The sequence below is a fragment of the Methylacidiphilum kamchatkense Kam1 genome, from assembly GCF_007475525.1.
Taxonomy (GTDB): Bacteria; Verrucomicrobiota; Verrucomicrobiia; order Methylacidiphilales; family Methylacidiphilaceae; genus Methylacidiphilum; species Methylacidiphilum kamchatkense.
Window position 1 is genome coordinate 818,578 of the sequence record NZ_CP037899.1, and the last position, 17,917, is coordinate 836,494.

Annotated in this window: 15 protein-coding genes and 1 tRNA gene; 12 read left to right on the forward strand and 4 right to left on the reverse strand. The window is 38.4% G+C overall.

Annotated elements, in window-relative coordinates; translation table 11 throughout:
• Window positions 1–3: 3 nt before the first annotated feature.
• The 6 genes from hypF (at window position 4) to kam1_RS11225 (ending at window position 6,964) form a co-directional block, all read left to right on the forward strand.
• Window positions 4–2,343: a carbamoyltransferase HypF gene (gene hypF, locus kam1_RS03890; RefSeq protein WP_039721870.1), complete on the forward strand. Its 2,340-nt coding sequence runs from the start codon at window positions 4–6 to the stop codon at window positions 2,341–2,343.
• Window positions 2,340–2,741, forward strand: a complete 402-nt coding sequence (locus kam1_RS03895) for a HypC/HybG/HupF family hydrogenase formation chaperone (protein ID WP_216363795.1) — start codon at window positions 2,340–2,342, stop codon at window positions 2,739–2,741. The genes hypF and kam1_RS03895 overlap by 4 nt, the downstream gene beginning before the upstream one ends.
• A gap of 9 nt (window positions 2,742–2,750) precedes the next feature.
• Window positions 2,751–3,857: a hydrogenase formation protein HypD gene (gene hypD, locus kam1_RS03900; protein WP_039721820.1), complete on the forward strand. Its 1,107-nt coding sequence runs from the start codon at window positions 2,751–2,753 to the stop codon at window positions 3,855–3,857.
• Between the two features lie 54 nt (window positions 3,858–3,911).
• Window positions 3,912–4,928, forward strand: coding sequence for a hydrogenase expression/formation protein HypE (gene hypE / locus kam1_RS03905; RefSeq protein WP_052250510.1), 1,017 nt, complete (start codon window positions 3,912–3,914; stop codon window positions 4,926–4,928).
• Complete coding sequence (locus kam1_RS03910) at window positions 4,922–6,127, forward strand: SIS domain-containing protein (protein ID WP_039721819.1); 1,206 nt, start codon at window positions 4,922–4,924, stop codon at window positions 6,125–6,127. The genes hypE and kam1_RS03910 overlap by 7 nt, the downstream gene beginning before the upstream one ends.
• Window positions 6,128–6,823: 696 nt before the next feature.
• Window positions 6,824–6,964, forward strand: a complete 141-nt coding sequence (locus tag kam1_RS11225) for a hypothetical protein (protein ID WP_370657540.1) — start codon at window positions 6,824–6,826, stop codon at window positions 6,962–6,964.
• 112 nt (window positions 6,965–7,076) lie between these two features.
• On the opposite strand, the gene kam1_RS03920 is transcribed toward kam1_RS11225, so the two are convergent.
• The gene (locus kam1_RS03920; RefSeq protein ID WP_039721818.1) at window positions 7,077–8,096 is read right to left on the reverse strand and encodes a class I SAM-dependent methyltransferase; all 1,020 of its coding nucleotides are present in this window, start codon (window positions 8,094–8,096) and stop codon (window positions 7,077–7,079) included.
• A 1,772-nt stretch (window positions 8,097–9,868) separates the two neighbouring features.
• Here kam1_RS03920 and kam1_RS03930 point away from each other — a divergent pair.
• The gene (locus tag kam1_RS03930) at window positions 9,869–10,750 is read left to right on the forward strand and encodes a hypothetical protein (RefSeq protein ID WP_235277520.1); all 882 of its coding nucleotides are present in this window, start codon (window positions 9,869–9,871) and stop codon (window positions 10,748–10,750) included.
• Between the two features lie 518 nt (window positions 10,751–11,268).
• On the opposite strand, the gene kam1_RS11010 is transcribed toward kam1_RS03930, so the two are convergent.
• Together kam1_RS11010 and kam1_RS03935 are read right to left on the reverse strand one after the other, a co-directional pair.
• On the reverse strand, window positions 11,269–11,397 hold the full coding sequence (locus kam1_RS11010; protein ID WP_276507656.1) for a hypothetical protein: 129 nt from the start codon (window positions 11,395–11,397) through the stop codon (window positions 11,269–11,271).
• Between the two features lie 684 nt (window positions 11,398–12,081).
• The gene (locus kam1_RS03935) at window positions 12,082–12,555 is read right to left on the reverse strand and encodes a hypothetical protein (protein WP_039721815.1); all 474 of its coding nucleotides are present in this window, start codon (window positions 12,553–12,555) and stop codon (window positions 12,082–12,084) included.
• 289 nt (window positions 12,556–12,844) lie between these two features.
• On the opposite strand from kam1_RS03935, the gene kam1_RS10215 reads away from it, so the two are divergent.
• The 5 genes from kam1_RS10215 to kam1_RS03960 all read left to right on the forward strand — a co-directional run bounded on the left by kam1_RS10215 (window position 12,845) and on the right by kam1_RS03960 (window position 17,553).
• Window positions 12,845–13,198, forward strand: a complete 354-nt coding sequence (locus tag kam1_RS10215; RefSeq protein WP_200885783.1) for a hypothetical protein — start codon at window positions 12,845–12,847, stop codon at window positions 13,196–13,198.
• A 348-nt stretch (window positions 13,199–13,546) separates the two neighbouring features.
• Window positions 13,547–14,071, forward strand: a complete 525-nt coding sequence (locus tag kam1_RS03945) for a peroxiredoxin (protein ID WP_235277491.1) — start codon at window positions 13,547–13,549, stop codon at window positions 14,069–14,071.
• Between the two features lie 318 nt (window positions 14,072–14,389).
• Window positions 14,390–15,718 carry a cytochrome ubiquinol oxidase subunit I gene (locus tag kam1_RS03950; RefSeq protein WP_039721865.1) on the forward strand — a complete coding sequence of 443 codons (1,329 nt, stop codon included), beginning with the start codon at window positions 14,390–14,392 and terminating at the stop codon, window positions 15,716–15,718.
• Window positions 15,719–15,730: 12 nt separating this feature from the next.
• Window positions 15,731–16,777 carry a cytochrome d ubiquinol oxidase subunit II gene (gene cydB / locus kam1_RS03955; protein ID WP_039721814.1) on the forward strand — a complete coding sequence of 349 codons (1,047 nt, stop codon included), beginning with the start codon at window positions 15,731–15,733 and terminating at the stop codon, window positions 16,775–16,777.
• Window positions 16,778–17,187: 410 nt separating this feature from the next.
• The gene (locus kam1_RS03960) at window positions 17,188–17,553 is read left to right on the forward strand and encodes a hypothetical protein (protein WP_039721813.1); all 366 of its coding nucleotides are present in this window, start codon (window positions 17,188–17,190) and stop codon (window positions 17,551–17,553) included.
• A gap of 212 nt (window positions 17,554–17,765) precedes the next feature.
• On the opposite strand, the gene kam1_RS03965 is transcribed toward kam1_RS03960, so the two are convergent.
• Window positions 17,766–17,841 (reverse strand) — tRNA-Arg (locus tag kam1_RS03965).
• Between the last annotated feature and the right edge of the window lie 76 nt (window positions 17,842–17,917).

Genomic DNA, 17,917 nt, shown 5'->3' on the forward strand with positions numbered 1-17,917 from the left:
GTAATGAAAAAAGCCTTACGCATTCATTTAAAAGGCAAAGTTCAAGGTGTTGGTTTTCGGCCTTTTGTTTATAGGCTTGCTCAAAGACTTGGATTGCAGGGTTGGGTCAACAATACGACAAGTGGAGTACACATCCATGTCGAGGGGACTCAAGAAAATGTTGAGACTTTCTGCCGTGATCTTATCGATCAAGCTCCGTCTATTGCGTTTATTAGTTCGTCGGTCTTCGAACAAACAGAAATCAAAAATTATAAGTATTTTACCATCGAACAAAGTCAAGAAGAAGGGAAACCATCGGTCCTTCTTTTGCCTGATCTTGATCTTTGTGAGGACTGCCTGGTGGAGCTTCGTTCACCAACTAATCGGCGCTTTGGTTATCCGTTCATAACCTGCACGCAATGTGGACCACGTTTCTCCATCACCCTTTCGTTACCGTATGATAGGCAGAGGACGACGATGGCTTCTTTTAGGATGTGTGATGAATGCCAAAGGGAGTATGAGGAGCCACTGGATCGCCGATTTTATTCTCAAACCAATTCATGCAAAGACTGCGGGATAACCCTAAGACTTTATGATAAACAAAGAAACGAATTAACCTGCAATCAGGCTGCGCTTGAGGAGGCAGCTAAAGGAATCTTAGCAGGAGAAATTGTTGCTGTTAAGGGTATTGGAGGATTTTTAATTGTTGCAGATGGCTACAGCAATCAGACTGTCTTACGCCTGAGAGAAAGCAAAAAAAGGGTTCATAAACCTTTTGCCTTAATGTTTCAAGACCTCAAGACGGTTAAAGAATATACTGAAATTTCCTGTGAAGAAGAAAGATGGCTGACATCCCGCCAAAAGCCAATTATGCTTCTAAGGAAAAAAACCAACTTCTCTTCGGCCCTTTCTGAGCACATTGCCCCTTTTCAAGATACTCTTGGGATCATGCTTGCTTACGCTCCCTTGTACGTTTTGCTTCTTGATCTCATCCAACATCCAGTGGTAGCAACCAGCGCGAACATTTCCGGCTCACCCATACTAACTACAGAAGAAGAAGTATTCTCTCAACTCCAAGGGGTTGTTGATAAAGTTCTTAGTCATAACAGAGACATTGCTGTTCCTCAGGATGATTCGGTCATGGCATGTTCCCCAGTGACGAAGACGCCGATTTTGCTCCGAAGAAGTCGTTCTTTTGCTCCATTTTATAGTTTAGACTCTTACGAATTTTCACAATCAGCTTGTTTGTTGGCTTTGGGATCGGATCTCAAGGCTACTTTCAGTCTTTGTCACGAATCAAACGTTTATGTTTCTCAATATTTAGGGGATTTAGGCAACTGGAATGCCTATGCAACCTATCAGAACGTATTGTCTCATTTTACAAAACTTTTTGATTTTATCCCAACAGCTGTCGCTGTTGACCTTCATCCTCGGTATCATTCAACTGAATTGGGGCTGGAGATTTCAAAGAGCTATAATCTCAACCCTTTTTTTGTACAGCATCATAAAGCCCATTTTTGGGCGGTTTTAGCCGAAAACGACCTTCTTTGGCAACAGCAGCCTGTATTGGGTGTCGTATGGGATGGGACTGGATATGGGGAAGACGGAAGAATTTGGGGGGGAGAATTTTTTCTTTTTCAAAAGAATCAAGAAATGAAGAGGCTAGCTCATTTCGAATATTTCCCACTTCTCTTAGCTGACAAGGGCATTAAAGAACCGCGTATTTCTGCTCTTGGCATGTGGTCATCACAGGTTGGAGCATTAGAGGAACTGAATTTTTTAAGACCGAAGTTTTCTGCTATCGAATGGAGAACTTATCTGAAGATGCTTGGAGCAAAAAAATATGTTTTAAGTTCAAGTGTTGGCAGAATTTTTGATGGAGTAGCCTCGATACTTGGTCTTTGCGATTATACTACTTTTGAAGGTCAAGCAGCCATAGAGTTGCAAAAGCAAGCCACTCGATACGCTTTATCTGTAGATCTTTGGAACAACTGGCTTGCAATAAAAAATTGGAAAGTTCCTGAAGTTAAGCTTTATGACAGGGTTGTTCAACTTGGTCAGTTGGTTCAATGGATAAAGCAGATGTCAGAAGACAAAAGACCGAAGGAAGAGATCGCTTTTGGCCTACACTATTGGCTAGCCCAGCTTGTCGGAAGATTAGCGAAGGAGTTTCAAGTGCGGAAAATAGCTTTTTCTGGTGGGGTCTTTCAAAATGGCTTATTAGTTGATCTTTTGAAGCTTTTATGGGGAGAAAAATTTGAACTCTTCTTTCATTCGGCTCTTTGTCCCAATGACGAGAATATTAGTTTTGGTCAGCTCATTGCCCTTGCTTATGAAAATCACTGGATAAGGAAGAAGCTGTGAAGCCTCTTCCGCTTTTAAAGCTATTACTTGGCATTGACATCAATGGGAAAAAGAATAGCCTACAAAAAGATATGTGTTTAGCAATTCCTGGAAAAATAGTTGAAATGGATCCTAACGACCAAACACCTTTTGTTCAAACGGCTCTTGTTGAGGTTTCTTCAGTGAGAAGGAGGATCAACATTGAATTAATAAAGGACGAAGAGCTGAAACCAGGGGATTGGGTATTAATTCATGTCGGTTTTGCATTGGCGAAAATATCTGAACGTGAAGCTCAGGATCAGTTGCGGATTCTTTCAATGCTTGGAGAAGATAAACAGGCAATGGAAGAGCTTCAAGGTTATTCTATGGAAGAAGAAAAAAAAAACATAAAAGATACCATTTTGAAGAATCTGATTTAGAAAGTACAGATGCAATATGTGGATGAATTTCGGGACAGCCGACTTATTAAAAAGACAATAGAAATGATTCAACAGCTAGCTGATCCTACGGTACATTACCGGATCATGGAAGTCTGTGGAGGCCATACTTTTTCTATTTACCGATTTGGCCTACATGATCTTATTCCTTCAAATGTTGAATTGATCCATGGTCCAGGATGTCCTGTATGTGTATTGCCGATGGGAAGAATTGACGAGGGGCTGAGAATTGCTGAAGATCCAAAAGTGATTTTAACCGCTTTTGGGGATATGATGCGAGTGCCAGGTCAAACAGGCAGTCCTCTAGTCCTGAAAGCAAAAGGCAGAGACATTCGAATGGTGTATTCCCCGTTAGACAGTCTGAAGCTGGCTAAAGAACATCCTAAAAAAGAGGTTGTTTTTTTTGCAATTGGTTTTGAAACTACAGCTCCAGCAACGGCTCTAACGCTTTTAAAGGCACAGGAATGGGGAATAAAAAACTTTTCTGTATTTTGTAATCATGTATTGATTCTGCCTGCCATTCGAGCGATTCTAGATTCGCCCGACATGCGGCTTGATGGGTTTATTGGCCCTGGTCATGTGTCTACAGTGATTGGTTGTCGGCCATATGCATTTGTTGCCCAAAATTATAAGAAACCAATAGTGATTTCAGGTTTTGAGCCTTTGGATATTTTAGAATCCATTCTACGAATCTTGCGCCAGTTGAAAGAAAAAAAGAGCGAGGTGGAAAATCAGTATGGCCGCGTTGTCCTTTGGGAAGGAAACCGTACGGCGTTGAAACTTCTTGAACGGGTATTTGAGCTTCGTTCCTATTTTGAATGGCGTGGACTGGGATTCATAGCTCAGTCGGCCCTCAAAATTAAAAAGGAATTTTCCTATTGGGATGCTGAACTACGTTTTGGCACTCAAGGGATAACTCTTACCGATCCGAAGGCAGCGCAATGTGGAGAAGTCCTTAAAGGAGTGCTTAAGCCTTATCAGTGTAAGCTCTTTGGGAGAAGCTGCAATCCAGAACATCCAGTAGGAGCTTTGATGGTATCTTCTGAAGGAGCTTGTGCAGCCTATTTTCATCACGTCTATCAGAAAACAGAGGTCTAGGCATAGGGACAAGAGGGCTTCCAAGTTCAATGGGTTTTGCAATGGAATTGGAAAATGAAAAAGGAACAGTGCATAGAACTAGCTCATGGGGCGGGAGGCAAATCGAGTAGGAAGTTAATTGAACAGGTGATATTAGCTGAATGCAAGAACCCACTTTTAGAACCTCTTGCTGACGCTGCGATTATCGAATGGGATAAAACAAGATTTGCGCTAACAACAGACAGTTATGTGGTCAGCCCCTTAGCGTTTCCGGGAGGGTCCATTGGTGAACTTGCGGTCAACGGGACAGTTAATGACCTGGCCGTTTCGGGAGCAAAGCCGCTTGTTATTTTATCCAGTTGGATTCTGGAAGCAGGGCTTTCTATGGAGGTTTTTCAACGGGAAGTCAAAGCCATGGCTCGGGCTGCCAAAGCTTCCTCGGTTATTATTGCTGGAGGAGATACAAAAGTCGTTGAGCACGGAAAAGGAGACGGGCTTTATATTACAACGACTGGATATGGGCTTGTGGAGCCAGGGGTGAATTTAGGTCCTCATAGAGTGGAAGTTGGAGATAAAATTTTACTTTCAGGTCCTATCGGTGACCATGGGATTACAGTTCTTTTAGCTCGAGGAGAAATAGAACTGGAAGCAACTCTTAAAACAGATAGCCGCCCTCTTTGGCCAATGATTGAACCCATGATTAGATTGGAGCCAGCGGCTATCAAGTGGATGCGGGATCCGACAAGGGGAGGCTTGGCTTCAGTCCTTAATGAACTTGCCCATGACATTGGCTTTGGAATTATGATCGAAGAGGAGTTGATCCCAATTCGTCAAGAAGTTCGGGGAGCTTGTGAGATCTTGGGTTTGGATCCCCTGCACATAGCTTCTGAAGGGCAATTTGTTGCTGTTGTGGATCAGAAGAAGGCCGTTGATTTTCAAAAGCTATTAAATGATACCCCTGGAGGAGAAGAAGCCAGAATTATTGGGGTAATTTCTGACAAACCTTCTGGAAAAGTGGTTGCTCTTTCTGAATATGGCGGGAGTCGGATGGTTGATATGCTTATAGGAGATCCCTTGCCAAGGATATGTTAAGAAAAGAAAAATTACCAAAAGAGCTTAATTGGATAAGGCAACGGGTTGAAAAGCGGAACGAGCTCTCAACCCTGTTTTTCCAAAAAGAAGCTCTATCATTGGCTACAATCTGCCAGCAAATTGCTAGCCGGTTTTTGAATGGAGGTAGAATTTTGGCTTTTGGTCGAGGCTCTTCTCAAACTGATGCACAGCATGTTTCGGTAGAGTTTGTCCATCCTGTAATTGTTGGCAAACGAGCGCTGCCGGCTTTAGATATCTCAGCGGATTTTTTTAATTGGCTTAAGGCCATCTGCAAGGCTAATGATATTGTTTTTGGATTTAGTGGAATTGAAGGAGATGTTTTAGTTGAAAAGGCCATTGACCTAGCATTAGAAAGGGGAGCTTTGACTTTAGCGCTCCCTGGAAAGAAGGGAAGTTATTTTATAGAAAATCCTTCTGAAGAACCTTTTATATTTCAAGAGATCGTCGAAATCCTTTATCATACCTTATGGGAAACGGTGCATCTTTTTTTTGAACGCCGTCAGTTGGGACAATCAGGAGGAGAAGCACATTTTCTCTATCCCTTTTTGGGTAGGGATGCACAACCAGAGGAAGGGGTTATTGAGGAGGTGAGTTGGTCAATACGAGAAAAAGCCAAAGAAGATGAAAGATTGAGATTAAAGTTGGTAGAAGAAGAGGGCGAAAAGATTCTTCAGGCAGCTAAACTACTTAAAGAAAAAGGTCAACAGGGGGCTAAAATTATTCTCTTTGGCAATGGAGGATCAGCTACGGATGCCAATGACTTTGCTTTAGACTTACTGAGTATCTCTGTGGAATGGCCCAAACCTTTAACTGCCTATTCATTATCTATGGAACCAGCGGTGATCTCTGCACTAGCAAATGATGTTGGAGCAGAAGTCATTTTTTCGCGTCAATTGATGGCTCATTTGGAATCTGGGGATGTAGTCGTTGGAATTTCAACAAGTGGTGGATCACGCAATGTTTTGGCCTGTTTTGAGGAAGCAAGAAAAAAGGGGCTTTCTACTATCGCCATTTTAGGATACGATGGAGGGGAGATCGTTCGAAGAGGGCTTGCGGACCTATCGATTATCGTTCGTTCTGACTACATTCCTCGAATTCAGGAAGTGCAGGCTACTGTTTACCATTTGATCTGTGAGCTTTTAATAGAAGAGGAACCAGTAGGAAAGAGTCTAGAATAGGTAGATATTTGATGACAACATAAGTCTTTTAGAGAAGAAAAGCTAGACCACAAAGAGTCAGTGGTTCTGGGGGAATGGGTTTCAAGGACAAAAAGAAAGGCAGCAAGCTTTGGTTGAAGTCCTGTGAATTTCTCTTTAGGTGGTGATGTACGAATAAAGGCTTCTCAAGAGGATTATCGAATGGAGAAAATTGGGGGAATATAGTCTACCAATACAGAAATGTGCAGTCTGAAGGAGTCTAGGCAATCTTTAAGAGCGGTATTCAAATAGAAAAAATAATGTTTTTATTGTTTTTGCTTTAATCTTCTTTGTGGGCGTGAGGTTAGCAGAACTGAATAATAGTTAGAAAATAATCCTTTACGAACAGGCTCAAGACCGATCACCCCGGAGAGAGTAACAGACAGGTCTTGCCTGTAAAACCCAACGACTCATGCATAAGTACCCAACTCAGTTTCGGAATGCAGATACAGCAGTCGTTATTCCCGCAGTCTGCTGCGCAAGCTGGAGGCTGATAGAGCTAAGCTCAACTTTGCAGACGATTCGCAGATTCCCAAAGGCAAATGGATACCGGTGTCGAAGAAAACAAGAAAGTTCAGAGCCAAGCTCTCCCGGCTCCATGTCCAAGTTGCAAATATACTACAAGATGCCCTGCACAAGCTCATCTCTGACCTCCAGGGTTGATTCTATACGGTCGTCATCGAGGACTTGAATGTGTGCGGGATGCTGAAGAACCGCCACCTGGCCCGGTCCATTGCCGATGTGAGTTTTTTCATGTTTCGGCGGCAACTGGAATACAAGGCTGAGCAGCATGGTGGTTTCGTTCTAAGACTGGAGTAAAACCGCCTTGTGAAGCAAGAAGTCAGCTTAAAGCAGGATTAGGCGGATACGAGTAGGTCTTATAGAACGGCAAACAGCTGCTTCGTTTATCTTTGAGTCTTTTCTCCGACCATTATTTTGAAGCTAATAGCAGTGGGGAATGGTACCCGATGTCGTGATAGGCAAATTTCGAAAATCCGGCATCTTTTAGCCAATCTTCATATTCTTCCCTGGAATACACTCCTCCTTCTTTTGTGTATAAGAGCATTTGTAACCCAAAAAGGACGGCTTCCAAGGGTTCTGTCCGCTGTCGGTTCGGTAAAAATTCTAAAATGGCTATGCGTCCATCCGAAGCAATAACTTTAGCGATCTTCTTAAACAGTTGTCGGCTTTTGTTTTCGCCTTCCATATGCAGAATATGGCCAAAAATCACAAGATTGAAATTGTTATGAGGAAAATCTATTTCATCAATATTTCCAGCTAAAAACTCATAGCGATCAAGCAGCCCATATCTTTGAACATAATTTCTGGTATATTCAAGAACGCCAGGGTAATCCACGGCGGTGACCTTTGAATTTCTATCTGCCAATGCAACGGCAATACTCCATACAGCCGAGCCACAGCCTATGTCCAACACTTGAAGTCCATTGCTTGTACGGCCGGCTCCTATTGTTTCCGCTGCTTTTATTGCAGGATTACGATGAAAGATGTGGAGAAAGTTAATGAGTTTTGGGAAAAACTCTTCGGCTTTAGTCTTATCATCCACTGTTTCTGAAAGTCCTCCTTTCAGTATGGCTGTGGTTAAGGCTTCCCAATTCTTATTTAAGAAAGAATCTATAAAGAAGTTACCTATATAATCTGGACTTTCTTCAATAAACAAATTTTTGGAAAGGGCAGAAAGGCTGTAGAGGTGGTTTTCTTTTTCGAGGAGTCCTAAGGCCGTAAGACTGTCCAGAAAAAAAATCACACCTCTTTGACTAGCTCCCAATTTTTCAGTTATATCCCTAACTGTCATTGCGTGGCTGTTCAATATCCGGAAAATAGAAAGATCGATAGCGGATTTTATAATATGAAAAATTCTAATATCAGACAGAAAGTTGAAGTTAAAAAGAGTTGAAGAGTTAAAATCAAGGGCGAAGGTGTTTTTAAGCATGATAGCTTTTATATATAGTCATAAATGTCCTGTAAAGGAAATTTCGAAACTCAGTTAGTCTCTTTATATTTTTAAGAACCTATTCGATAACGACTTGTGCAAAATACTTCTGCCTCAGATACTATCTAGCATAACAAAAACAGTAGAAATATAAAATTGGTTATGTAGGTCGAAACAGCAAGACAGAGGATCATTCAGGAACTTTCTAATTTGGCTATTTTGTTAGAGATGTATCGGAAGGAAAAAGGAAAAATTATGTCAGTAAATTTCAGAAAGAAAAAAAGAGCGCGTTGTTAAGGAAGCAGGTATGTTGTGGAACAATAAGGGCATAAGGCATTCCTTTGATAGCTATAGTCTGTCTCAAGCCAACAATGTCCAGCAAGTCAGCCTTGAACTTAGGCATTTATCACAATAAAGGCTTTTCAGCATTACAGGAGATGATGAAATCCTACGAGGTCCAAAGATATTTCTTTATATTCCTGCATACATTGTGTTCTAAGGTAATAGCGTTTTACATTAGCGAATCAAATCCTAGAATATAGAAGATAGATCATTGCATAAGGTTTATCGACAGGAATCTATGCAGTACGACAGTGAATTTAGGCTTTGAGCATAATACAAAGTATTAATTTGACGAGAGTAAATAGAACATCACAAGTATTTGGTTAATATTTAAAAAATAGAAGCGTATTCACGATATTTAAAAACTGGCATTTCATCATAACTTTTTGGTCAATGGTTCTTCCATTTTTATTCTTTCAGACACATCCCTACGGCTTGAAAAAGAGCGCGACGCAGGGGCAAGGCACTGGTATTGGATACTTCGAACCCATTCACGCTGTATTAGCCGAGCTGCCAAACCGGATTCTCCCCAGATAATTACCTAGTGGATACTTTCGAGAGGTATATTTTTAATGGGGGATTAACAGCTGACGAGATAAAAGTAGTATGGCTGCAGGATACAGTTTTAGTGTTGCTCTTTATTTGTTATAACATATTTATTCTTTTTTAATTCTTTGAAGTCGACTATGACGGCTCTAGCTAAATTTTTTCTACCAATTCAATTCATTTTTCCTGGTCTCAGAAACGAGCGATGCATTTTAGAAAGCAAATTATTCATTCTATTACTTTGGTTATCTCATCTGGATTTCATTGCTGAACAAAAATTAGTTGTCCTTTTTTCTATTGCTTCATTATTTTTACCATACTTCGGATTGCTTATTCGAATGTACAGCATTCTAATGCAGAAGTTTTCCGGATCATTACTCTATGCAAAAGATAATGTGATTGTGGTGGAGATTCTGAACGACCTGTTTGCTGGAAAAAAACAGTGATTCTTCAAAACCTCTTAAAAATAGAGTTAATATTTTTTATGAGGAATACGATTGTTCTGTTAAGCTACCGTTAAAAACCAGGTAAAATCTTTTTAAGCAGACCTTCCAGCTTTATCATCAAAGGGATTACTCAATACCCCTTAATGTAGTTACAAAAATTGGGATTTTTTGATTTTAAAAATTCCAATATTGAATTTGTCTTATTTTATTTTGTCTTATAGTTTTCTCTTTTAAAAGAATTTTTCTCAATATTGGAAAACCTTTATTCCTTATTATATGCGCCCTTTAGTAGTAAATCTAAAAAAACATCAATTCTTTTGGATGATTCTTGCAGCTTATTTGTTCGGAGGTCTTTTTCCTGAATTTGGAAATTGGATGAGACAAACCCAAATCTGTAAAATTCATCTTTTCATGCAATCGCTGTCTATCAACATAGCAATGATCCTTTTAGTTATAGTTCTCTTTTTTAGTGGTATTCATGCAAAGTTCTCATCGATCTTTTCTTCACCTACATCTTTGGTAAGAACTGTAATAGGATTGTGTGCAGCGATCATTTTCCCTCCATTTTTTTTGTTCATTTTTAAGTTCTTTTCAATTCCTTTTAGTCAATACGAGCTTATTGAGAGTATTTTTTTGGGATTAGCCATTGTCTCAGCAATGCCTGTGGCAGGATTCTCAACGGTATGGTCACAATATGCTGGAGGAAATGTGATTTTTTCTCTCCAATTAGTTCTTTTTACTACTTTCCTCAGTCCCCTTTTTTCTCCTTGGGTATTGCAGTGGATGGAAAAGATGATTAGTGGTTCCTATGCACTAGACCTTCATGCAGTAATTGCTAAAAGAATAGGAATTTTTCTTTTATTGTTTGTTATTTTTCCTACCGTAAGTGGTTCATTATGTCGTTGTGTTTTAAAAGACCTAAAGTTGACTTCAGTTCACTATATAGAAAATACTTTTTTACTTCTTCTTTGCTATGCAAATAGCACGGCTTCTTTACCGAAAATATTTCAACAAGCAAATTTTTTATTTTTATTAACAGTTTTATGTTTTTCTTTTATTTATTGTTTTTCTCGTTTCTATGTTGGGAATATTATTGGTTGGTTGTTTCATTATCAGGAAGACGTGAGAAAGTCACTCGTTTTTGGAACAGGAATGAGTAATACTGGTAGTGCTTTGGTTTTAGCCAACTTAGCTTTGTCAAATCATCCAAGGGCAATATTTGTAATTCTTTTGTATGATGTTATCCAACTATTTGTAGGATTATATATGTTATCGTTCTTCCAAAATCAAAAATCTATATCTCTTAAAATAAATTCTTAAAATGTTTTCGTTTGAGTTACCAAAGCTTTTGATCTTGCTCAAAATCTTTAAACATGTATTTTCTGAGTTCTTTTTTTTGAAGAAAGCATTCATGCGTTCCACGAGCTTTGCTTTCTCTTCTGAAGAATATTCTAACTTATTTACGATATGTTTTGTTCATATTACAAGAATAAATACAAGCTCATGGAAAATCTCAGGCACACCTTGGTTACTCCACTACGGGTCGATAGCAAGGTTCGAAAAAAGCGGAATAGTAAACAATTCCCAGTGTAGGAACTTCCTGGCTTTCTGCTATTTGCTGGAAATAAGCCTGTATATTTTTAACTTCTATGACTGCATGTTCTCCTTTTCTCCGATGCTCCATCCTTCTTTAATTTTCGTTGCCTCGTACAACTTAAGTTCAGGTTAACGGCTATTTTTCTTATGCCCCAATCCTTTATCAGTTCCCAATGTATCGATGACCACTTTGATACCTTCCTGTTTCCCACAGTTTCTTCTCATTCTCCCATTTCAGATTTTCAAAAATTAACATAAGAAATGATTTCCAATGCCAGCTCAAAATCTTCTACCGCATAATGCTGCTTTTTTATTTCTATGGGTTGAATGGTCGAAGCCAGCCTCTCCTTGCTATAATACGTTATGTCCATTCGATAGGACCTGAATACTATAATATTTCCCTTTCAGATTTCACTTTGTTAGGAATGCCATATTGCTTGCAGTAATGAAAAGCTCATCGCATCATCAGTGGAGTTTATTTTGATGTTTTTCATTAGCAGGAGACATTCCTCATTCTCCGTATTCATTGAGCAGGACGGAGAGGAGAATTCCTCGAGAAGTTCAAGAGACTGTCCTGCCGCTTTGGTCTTCCGTTAGCACTGACAACCTTGCCCTCCATGACGACAATACTTAGGTAAATCATCCAAAAGATCTAACAGATGGTCTTCATCAAACTTTTCTGAAATTTCCAGCGCAAGGCTCTTGTTCAGAGCATTTAGGGTTTAACTAATCCTACATATCACCCTTCTTCGAAAGTAAAATGCGGCATATCTCTTGTCCAGCTTGATAAGAGGACATTACAGACGGTCGATAAGATTATATATTGACCCTGCCGTACTGAAAGGGATAGCATCGAGCATTATTTGTTTATTTAAAATTATAGAGCTTCTTTATATGCGCATCCAATGTTTCTTAAACTTGTCCAGTCAAACGTCTCAATGATACGGTTATGGAAGATATTAACATTGTAGAAATAATCCAAGCAAAAGATAAAGTTAGATACTGCTTTATTGCAACTCTCAAATCGCTATAAAGATAAAGACTGCTACAATATTTTATTGAGCAATAAGATCAAGTGGCTTCTGTTGGTAAAATATCCGATTTAAACGGTTATCTTCATCAGAAAAAATAAAGTATGTCTCATAAACATAATGAGAAGGATCTTTGTAGCTCCATTTCAATACATGGGCTCGGATTAAATTCCCATTTTGTTTGTTACTCGTTGCTATATATCCTGACATTATACGCCCTCTTCGGTAGTGGAGATTCATGACATCAAACCGCTCATATTCCTCGCCCATGATTTTAATAACTTGTTCTTGAGGCATTCCTTGTTGAAAATGATGGCCTTTCAGTTCCCAAGTAGACCAGAAAGTCTGCACAAAGGGTGTCCCAAATGGAGGGTGAATTGATGGTTCTTTAATATTTGGTCGTTTAGGAAAATCAGGAATAGGGTAAACTTGTGCATAACTGCTAAGAGCAAATACCATTATTCCAACAGCAAAGGAAAGAAAAGTAAACTTTTTCATATGGAAAAATATAGAACCATAAGTTTCTTAGCTAGGACAAAGCTTTTCTATTCCCCCTAAAAGAATAGGAGAAAGCGGATGCAAACTTATGTTGTTTTTTCTCACAGCATAGAGAGACTGTCCATTGTAAACAATTTGAAAAAAAGACGGTCTTTGAAGATCTGCTGTTAGGCGATTCTATTTTATTTTAAAAATTTTAGATGTAATAATTGTAATCATTTCCATATAAAAGAAGATATATTTGACACAAGTAAAGTTATAGAATAGGCTAATAAACAGCTTTGATGAGGTGGCTTTGTATTGGTTAAAGGATAAAGAGCTTCCCTTACAAGACTCAAAGAAGATAATCGATGATGGGAAGTTTCTTATTCTTATAATAGAAGCTCATAAAAAAGGTCATCTCACACATTCTATAAAGGAGGATCTTATGGCCGATACGGTTGCTGAAGAACATGAAAAAGCCGCGATGCATCACGAACATGCAGCAGTGCACTACAGAAAAGCTGCAGAACATCATCGAGCTGGTGAACATGCAGATTCAGGTCATCATGCTCATATAGCTCACGGGCATGCCAAACATGCTCAAGCTCATGCCGAGGCTGCAGCTAAAGAAGAAGCAAACATGCATGATAAGAAACCTTGAGCATGATTGTAAGTAGATTAAAACATATTAATGAATAAATATAACGCATTCAAGAACGGTTACATATATGTTTCTGAAAATTTAGGAAAGATTTGAAATAGAAAAGTGGTAAATGGCAGTATATGCGTTTGTACGTTATAGATAAATAAATAATGGAATGGTGGTATTGTATAAGAATGAGAAGCAGTTCAGGCGTGTTCCTGCAGAAAATATAAGATTTAATCATAAGCTATTGTGTAAAAAGAGATTTACTTGGCTGTAATTGCAAAGGTCATTTTTGAATGAAATAGATTTCAAAAAATTAAATTAATGTAATAGTTTTTTATACTGTTTAAATTCATTAGAAGAATGAAGAAAATACCATTTCCTGCTTTTGTTTTCTTTTATTTATGCTATTTGATTGTTCTGAATCAGTTATCAGCTCTTCCAATTGGCTCGGAAGTTCCGGATGTTACAGCAGTAGATCAAGATGGTAATTTAGTTTCATTGCGCAAAGTGGCCCAAAACGGATGGGTTTTATTTTATTTTTATCCCAAGGCGGAAACTCCTGGATGTATTAGAGAAGCACATAGCCTAAAAGATAACTACAAACAATTGTTGGATAATGGAATCAAAGTTTATGGGATTAGTATGGATACAGTAGAAGCACAAAAGAAATTCAAAGAGAATCATCAACTTCCGTTTACTCTTTTGGCAGATCCGGAAGGAAAAGTTGTTGATAAATTTGGTGTACCTAAAAAATATGGGATGGCATCACGACAATCATTTTTGGCAAAAGAAGGAAAGATTGTTTGGTTTAACTTGCATGTTAATCCTGATGGGCATGCTCAAGAAGTTTTAGAAGTGGTCAAAAAGATAAAAGAATCCTCTTAGCTATATTATTTCTATATTATTTTAATCTTGGTACCATATAACGACATCTTGTGAATTGGTTCTTTTCTTTTTATCTCACGAAGAAATAAAACTTTCCTTGGACCTAAGTGGATAACTTTTATGGAGTTTCCAAATTTTCCTAGAATAGTCTTATATCGTTTTATTTTGTATTTTTAGCATAACAGAACGACTTTAGGTTTAGCTGGAAACTGAAATCGTGTCTATGTCCTTTCTGACTATTTTTAGGTTGAAAGAAAGAGCCATCATTTTTCTTTTTTTTCTTGGATTATTCCTACCAATTTTCATTAATTGATTTCTATGGAGTATCATCGATTGCAGTTTGCCCTTGCTGCAATGTTTCATTACCTCTTTCCTCAATTAACCATGGGTCTTTCTTTTTTTGTAGTGCTTTTTAAAACATTCGGACTTTTATTGAAAAAAGAATTGTTATTAGAAAGCAGTAGGTTTTGGGTCAAGTTCCTGGCCCTGAGTTTTATTTTTGGTGTTGTAACAGGCATTCCGATGGAATTTCTCTTTGGTACTAACTGGTCAAGATTTTCTCAATATTGTGGTTCAGTTATAGGGCAGACATTGGCGATGGAAGGAGTTTTTGCCTTTTTTCTTGAGTCTTCTTTTTTGGGAATCCTTCTTTTTGGAGAAAAACGACTAGGGCAAAAAATACATCTATTATCAGCCTGGTTAGTTTTTCTTGGAAGTTGGCTTTCGGCATATTTTATTTTAACTACAAATGCGTGGATGCAACATCCCATCGGTTATAGACTAAATGCAAATAATAATCTAGAATTGATTGATATCCGCAATCTACTGTTTAATCCATGGCTGTTTTGGCAGTTTTTTCATAACATGGTTGCAGCAGTGGTAACCTCCTCTTTTGTCGTATGTTCTGTTGGGGCCTTCTACAAACTATCTAATCAACATATTCCTTTTGCTGCTATTTTTCTTAAACATGGAATAGTCGTTGGATTACTTGCCACTATCTTCGTAATTTTTCCAACGGGAGATGGAGAGAGTAAGCAAGTCTTTACTTATCAGCCAACAAAAGCAGCAGCCATGGAAGGTATCTTTCACACTGAGAAAAATGCCCCTTTAATTATTTTTGGACAGCCTAATCTTCAAACTTTGACTCTTGACAATCCGCTTTATCTTCCTGGAATGCTGAGCTTTTTGACCTACCATCGATTTGCTGCTGAAGTAAAAGGATTGGATCATTTTGATCGTAACCAATGGCCAGATAACATTCCTCTTGTCTATTATGCCTATCATATAATGGTTGGGCTTGGAACCTATTTTGTAGCTTTGATGACGGTTGCTGTTTGTTTTCTTCTGGCCAGAAATTTAGACAAGCAACAATGGCTTCTTTGGCTCCTTTTTCTTAGTTTTCCTTTTCCCTTTATTGCCAATACGGCTGGTTGGATTACAACCGAAGTTGGAAGACAGCCTTGGGTAATCTTTGGGATTTTAAAAACGGCGGATGGTACTTCTCAAGCTGTGAATGCTGGGAATGCTCTCTTTACTTTGCTTGGTTTTTTAGGCCTGTATGTCTGCTTGGGAGTGCTTTTTCTTTTTCTTTTTATCTTAGAAATCAGTAGAGGACCTCAAAAAAACGTTCACATGGAAAACGTTTAAAAAAATAAAAATATGGAAACCATATGGTTTTGGCTCTTAGTGGTAATGTTTTCTGGATATGTAATTCTTGACGGCTTGGATTTTGGAGTAGGAATGCTTTTACCTTTTATAAGTAAAAATCTTCAAGAAAGGAAGCTCATTTATCAACAGATTCTTCCGGTTTGGGATGGCAATGAAGTCTGGCTAATTGCAGGAGGCGGTATTCTTTTTTTTTCTTTTCCTAGAGCTTATGCCGTTGCCTTTAGTGGCTTTTATCTTGCTTTTATCATATTGCTTTGGCTCTTAATATTACGTGGTATATCGATCGAAGTCCGTTCAAAGATTAACCATGAATTGTGGCAAAAATTTTGGGATTTTCTTTTTTCTTTTTCCAGCTATCTCATTTCTTTCACTCTTGGTATCGCATTGGGCAATCTTTTTCGAGGAGTACCTATTAATAAAAACGGAAATTTTTTCTTGCCTTTGTGGACGTATTTTCTACCAGGAATAGATGCTGGAATTGTGGATATTTATACTTTACTCTTTGGTTTTTTATCTTCTGTTTTTTTTGCCCTTCATGGATCTCTATTCTTAAACCTGAAAATGAGCCATGCACTTCAAAAAAAATGTCAACGGATTGCAAGTAGTCTTCTTTTATTACTAGCCTTATTAAGCTTTATCAGTTTTTTTTGGACTTCAAAGGTCCAAACTTTCTTCTTAAAAAATTTTGTTGAATTTCCCATTTATCTAATCTTTCCAATTGGAGCTGTTGTATGCTTACTAAGCATTTTTCTAAGTTTAAAATACCATAAATCATTCTCTGCGTTTCTTTGTTCTTCATTCTTTGTATGCATGATGTTGGGGTCTTCGGCTGTAGCTTTATATCCTTACCTTTTAATTTCTTCTATTGATCCTTTTCTCCGAAGCCTCACCATATTCAATTCAGCTGCTTCAAAAGAAACCTTGAAAATTGGCCTTTTTTGGTTTCCTTTTGGTTTTCTACTTATTCTTCTCTATACGATTATTGTATATCGGGCATTTAAAGGAAAAATGAATTCTCAAGATGTTATAAGTTACTGAGGGCAAAATGGCTAAAATTGTCTTTAGATTATTATATGCCCCTTAAACCAATTAAGGAGCCGTATCAAAAAGAGGAAGTAGAGGAACTAGAAAGAATCCGTTTTTTCCAAACACATGTTGAGTTCACCAGAGTATGTACTTTATGAACAAAGCAACATGACAACTTCTGTAGCTCGTTTAAAATGGAACCTCAATGGTAATTCCATTCCCAATCGCAGGCTATTATGAAAGGCAACTACTTCTCTAGTAACAGTAAGTAACGCCAGTAGACTTGTCTGAATCCTCTCCATGACACAAGATTATCTGCTATTCTATTTTTTTTTTAAGAAAACTAAGATGCTTGCTCTCAGTATGAGCATAGGGCGTTAGTTTTCTTGCAAAAAAGATAAAACACTGGATAATCTTAAGTAGTGGAGTGGGTTCAAACAATTACAGTAATCGTTACTGTTATAGGGGCTGTGGTCTGGTTTCAGAACGGTCTACGAGGAGAGATGAACAGCCTTCGTGGGGAAATGAATAGTCTTCGAGGAGAGATGAACAGCCTTCGAGGGGAGATGAACAATTTACGGGGAGAGATGAACAGCCTACGGTTAGAAATGAATTCTAGGTTTGAAGCGATGGAGAAAAGACTGGATGACCTTCGCTCAGAAATGAATTCCAGGTTTGAAGCGGTGAACGCGAGGTTTGCCGAGCAAGGGAAAAGAATAGAGTTAATAGAAAAAATTCTGGCTAAAGCCGTTCGGTTGGACGTAGAAGAACTTAAAAAGTCTTCTTGATCGTTATCCCTTTTCTCGAAAACCTCAAACGGAATACTTTCTTTCTTCCCTTTGAGGTAGACGGTAGAGCAAAAATTTTAAAAATCCTTGTAGGATAAGTAAAGATTTAGGATTTTTCTCTCATTTTATAGCATGAATATTGGGGTTTTTTGATGTGTTTTTTTGATTTAACTTACAATCTTGGTCTATTCTTGATTTGCAGCTATTTGTATTGGCGCACCCGGCGTGATTCGAACACGCGACCAACGGATTAGAAATCCGCTGCTCTATCCACTGAGCTACGGGTGCATAGCTATCATAATACTATAGCTTCATTCCTAGAGGAATTTCCAACCTTTGCTAAATTTGTTTTCCTTTTGGGAAA

Excerpts from the sequence above, each read along its gene's own strand:
- kam1_RS03935 (WP_039721815.1), bottom strand. The coding sequence starts at position 12,555 with ATGAAAAAGTTTACTTTTCTTTCCTTTGCTGTTGGAATAATGGTATTT.
- kam1_RS03945 (WP_235277491.1), top strand. The coding sequence starts at position 13,547 with ATGAAGAAAATACCATTTCCTGCTTTTGTTTTCTTTTATTTATGCTAT.
- hypD (WP_039721820.1), top strand. The coding sequence starts at position 2,751 with ATGCAATATGTGGATGAATTTCGGGACAGCCGACTTATTAAAAAGACA.
- kam1_RS03910 (WP_039721819.1), top strand. The coding sequence starts at position 4,922 with ATGTTAAGAAAAGAAAAATTACCAAAAGAGCTTAATTGGATAAGGCAA.
- kam1_RS11010 (WP_276507656.1), bottom strand. The coding sequence starts at position 11,397 with ATGGACATAACGTATTATAGCAAGGAGAGGCTGGCTTCGACCATTCAA.
- kam1_RS03920 (WP_039721818.1), bottom strand. The coding sequence starts at position 8,096 with ATGCTTAAAAACACCTTCGCCCTTGATTTTAACTCTTCAACTCTTTTT.
- kam1_RS03950 (WP_039721865.1), top strand. The coding sequence starts at position 14,390 with ATGGAGTATCATCGATTGCAGTTTGCCCTTGCTGCAATGTTTCATTAC.
- kam1_RS03930 (WP_235277520.1), top strand. The coding sequence starts at position 9,869 with ATGATCCTTTTAGTTATAGTTCTCTTTTTTAGTGGTATTCATGCAAAG.
- cydB (WP_039721814.1), top strand. The coding sequence starts at position 15,731 with ATGGAAACCATATGGTTTTGGCTCTTAGTGGTAATGTTTTCTGGATAT.
- hypE (WP_052250510.1), top strand. The coding sequence starts at position 3,912 with ATGAAAAAGGAACAGTGCATAGAACTAGCTCATGGGGCGGGAGGCAAA.
- hypF (WP_039721870.1), top strand. The coding sequence starts at position 4 with ATGAAAAAAGCCTTACGCATTCATTTAAAAGGCAAAGTTCAAGGTGTT.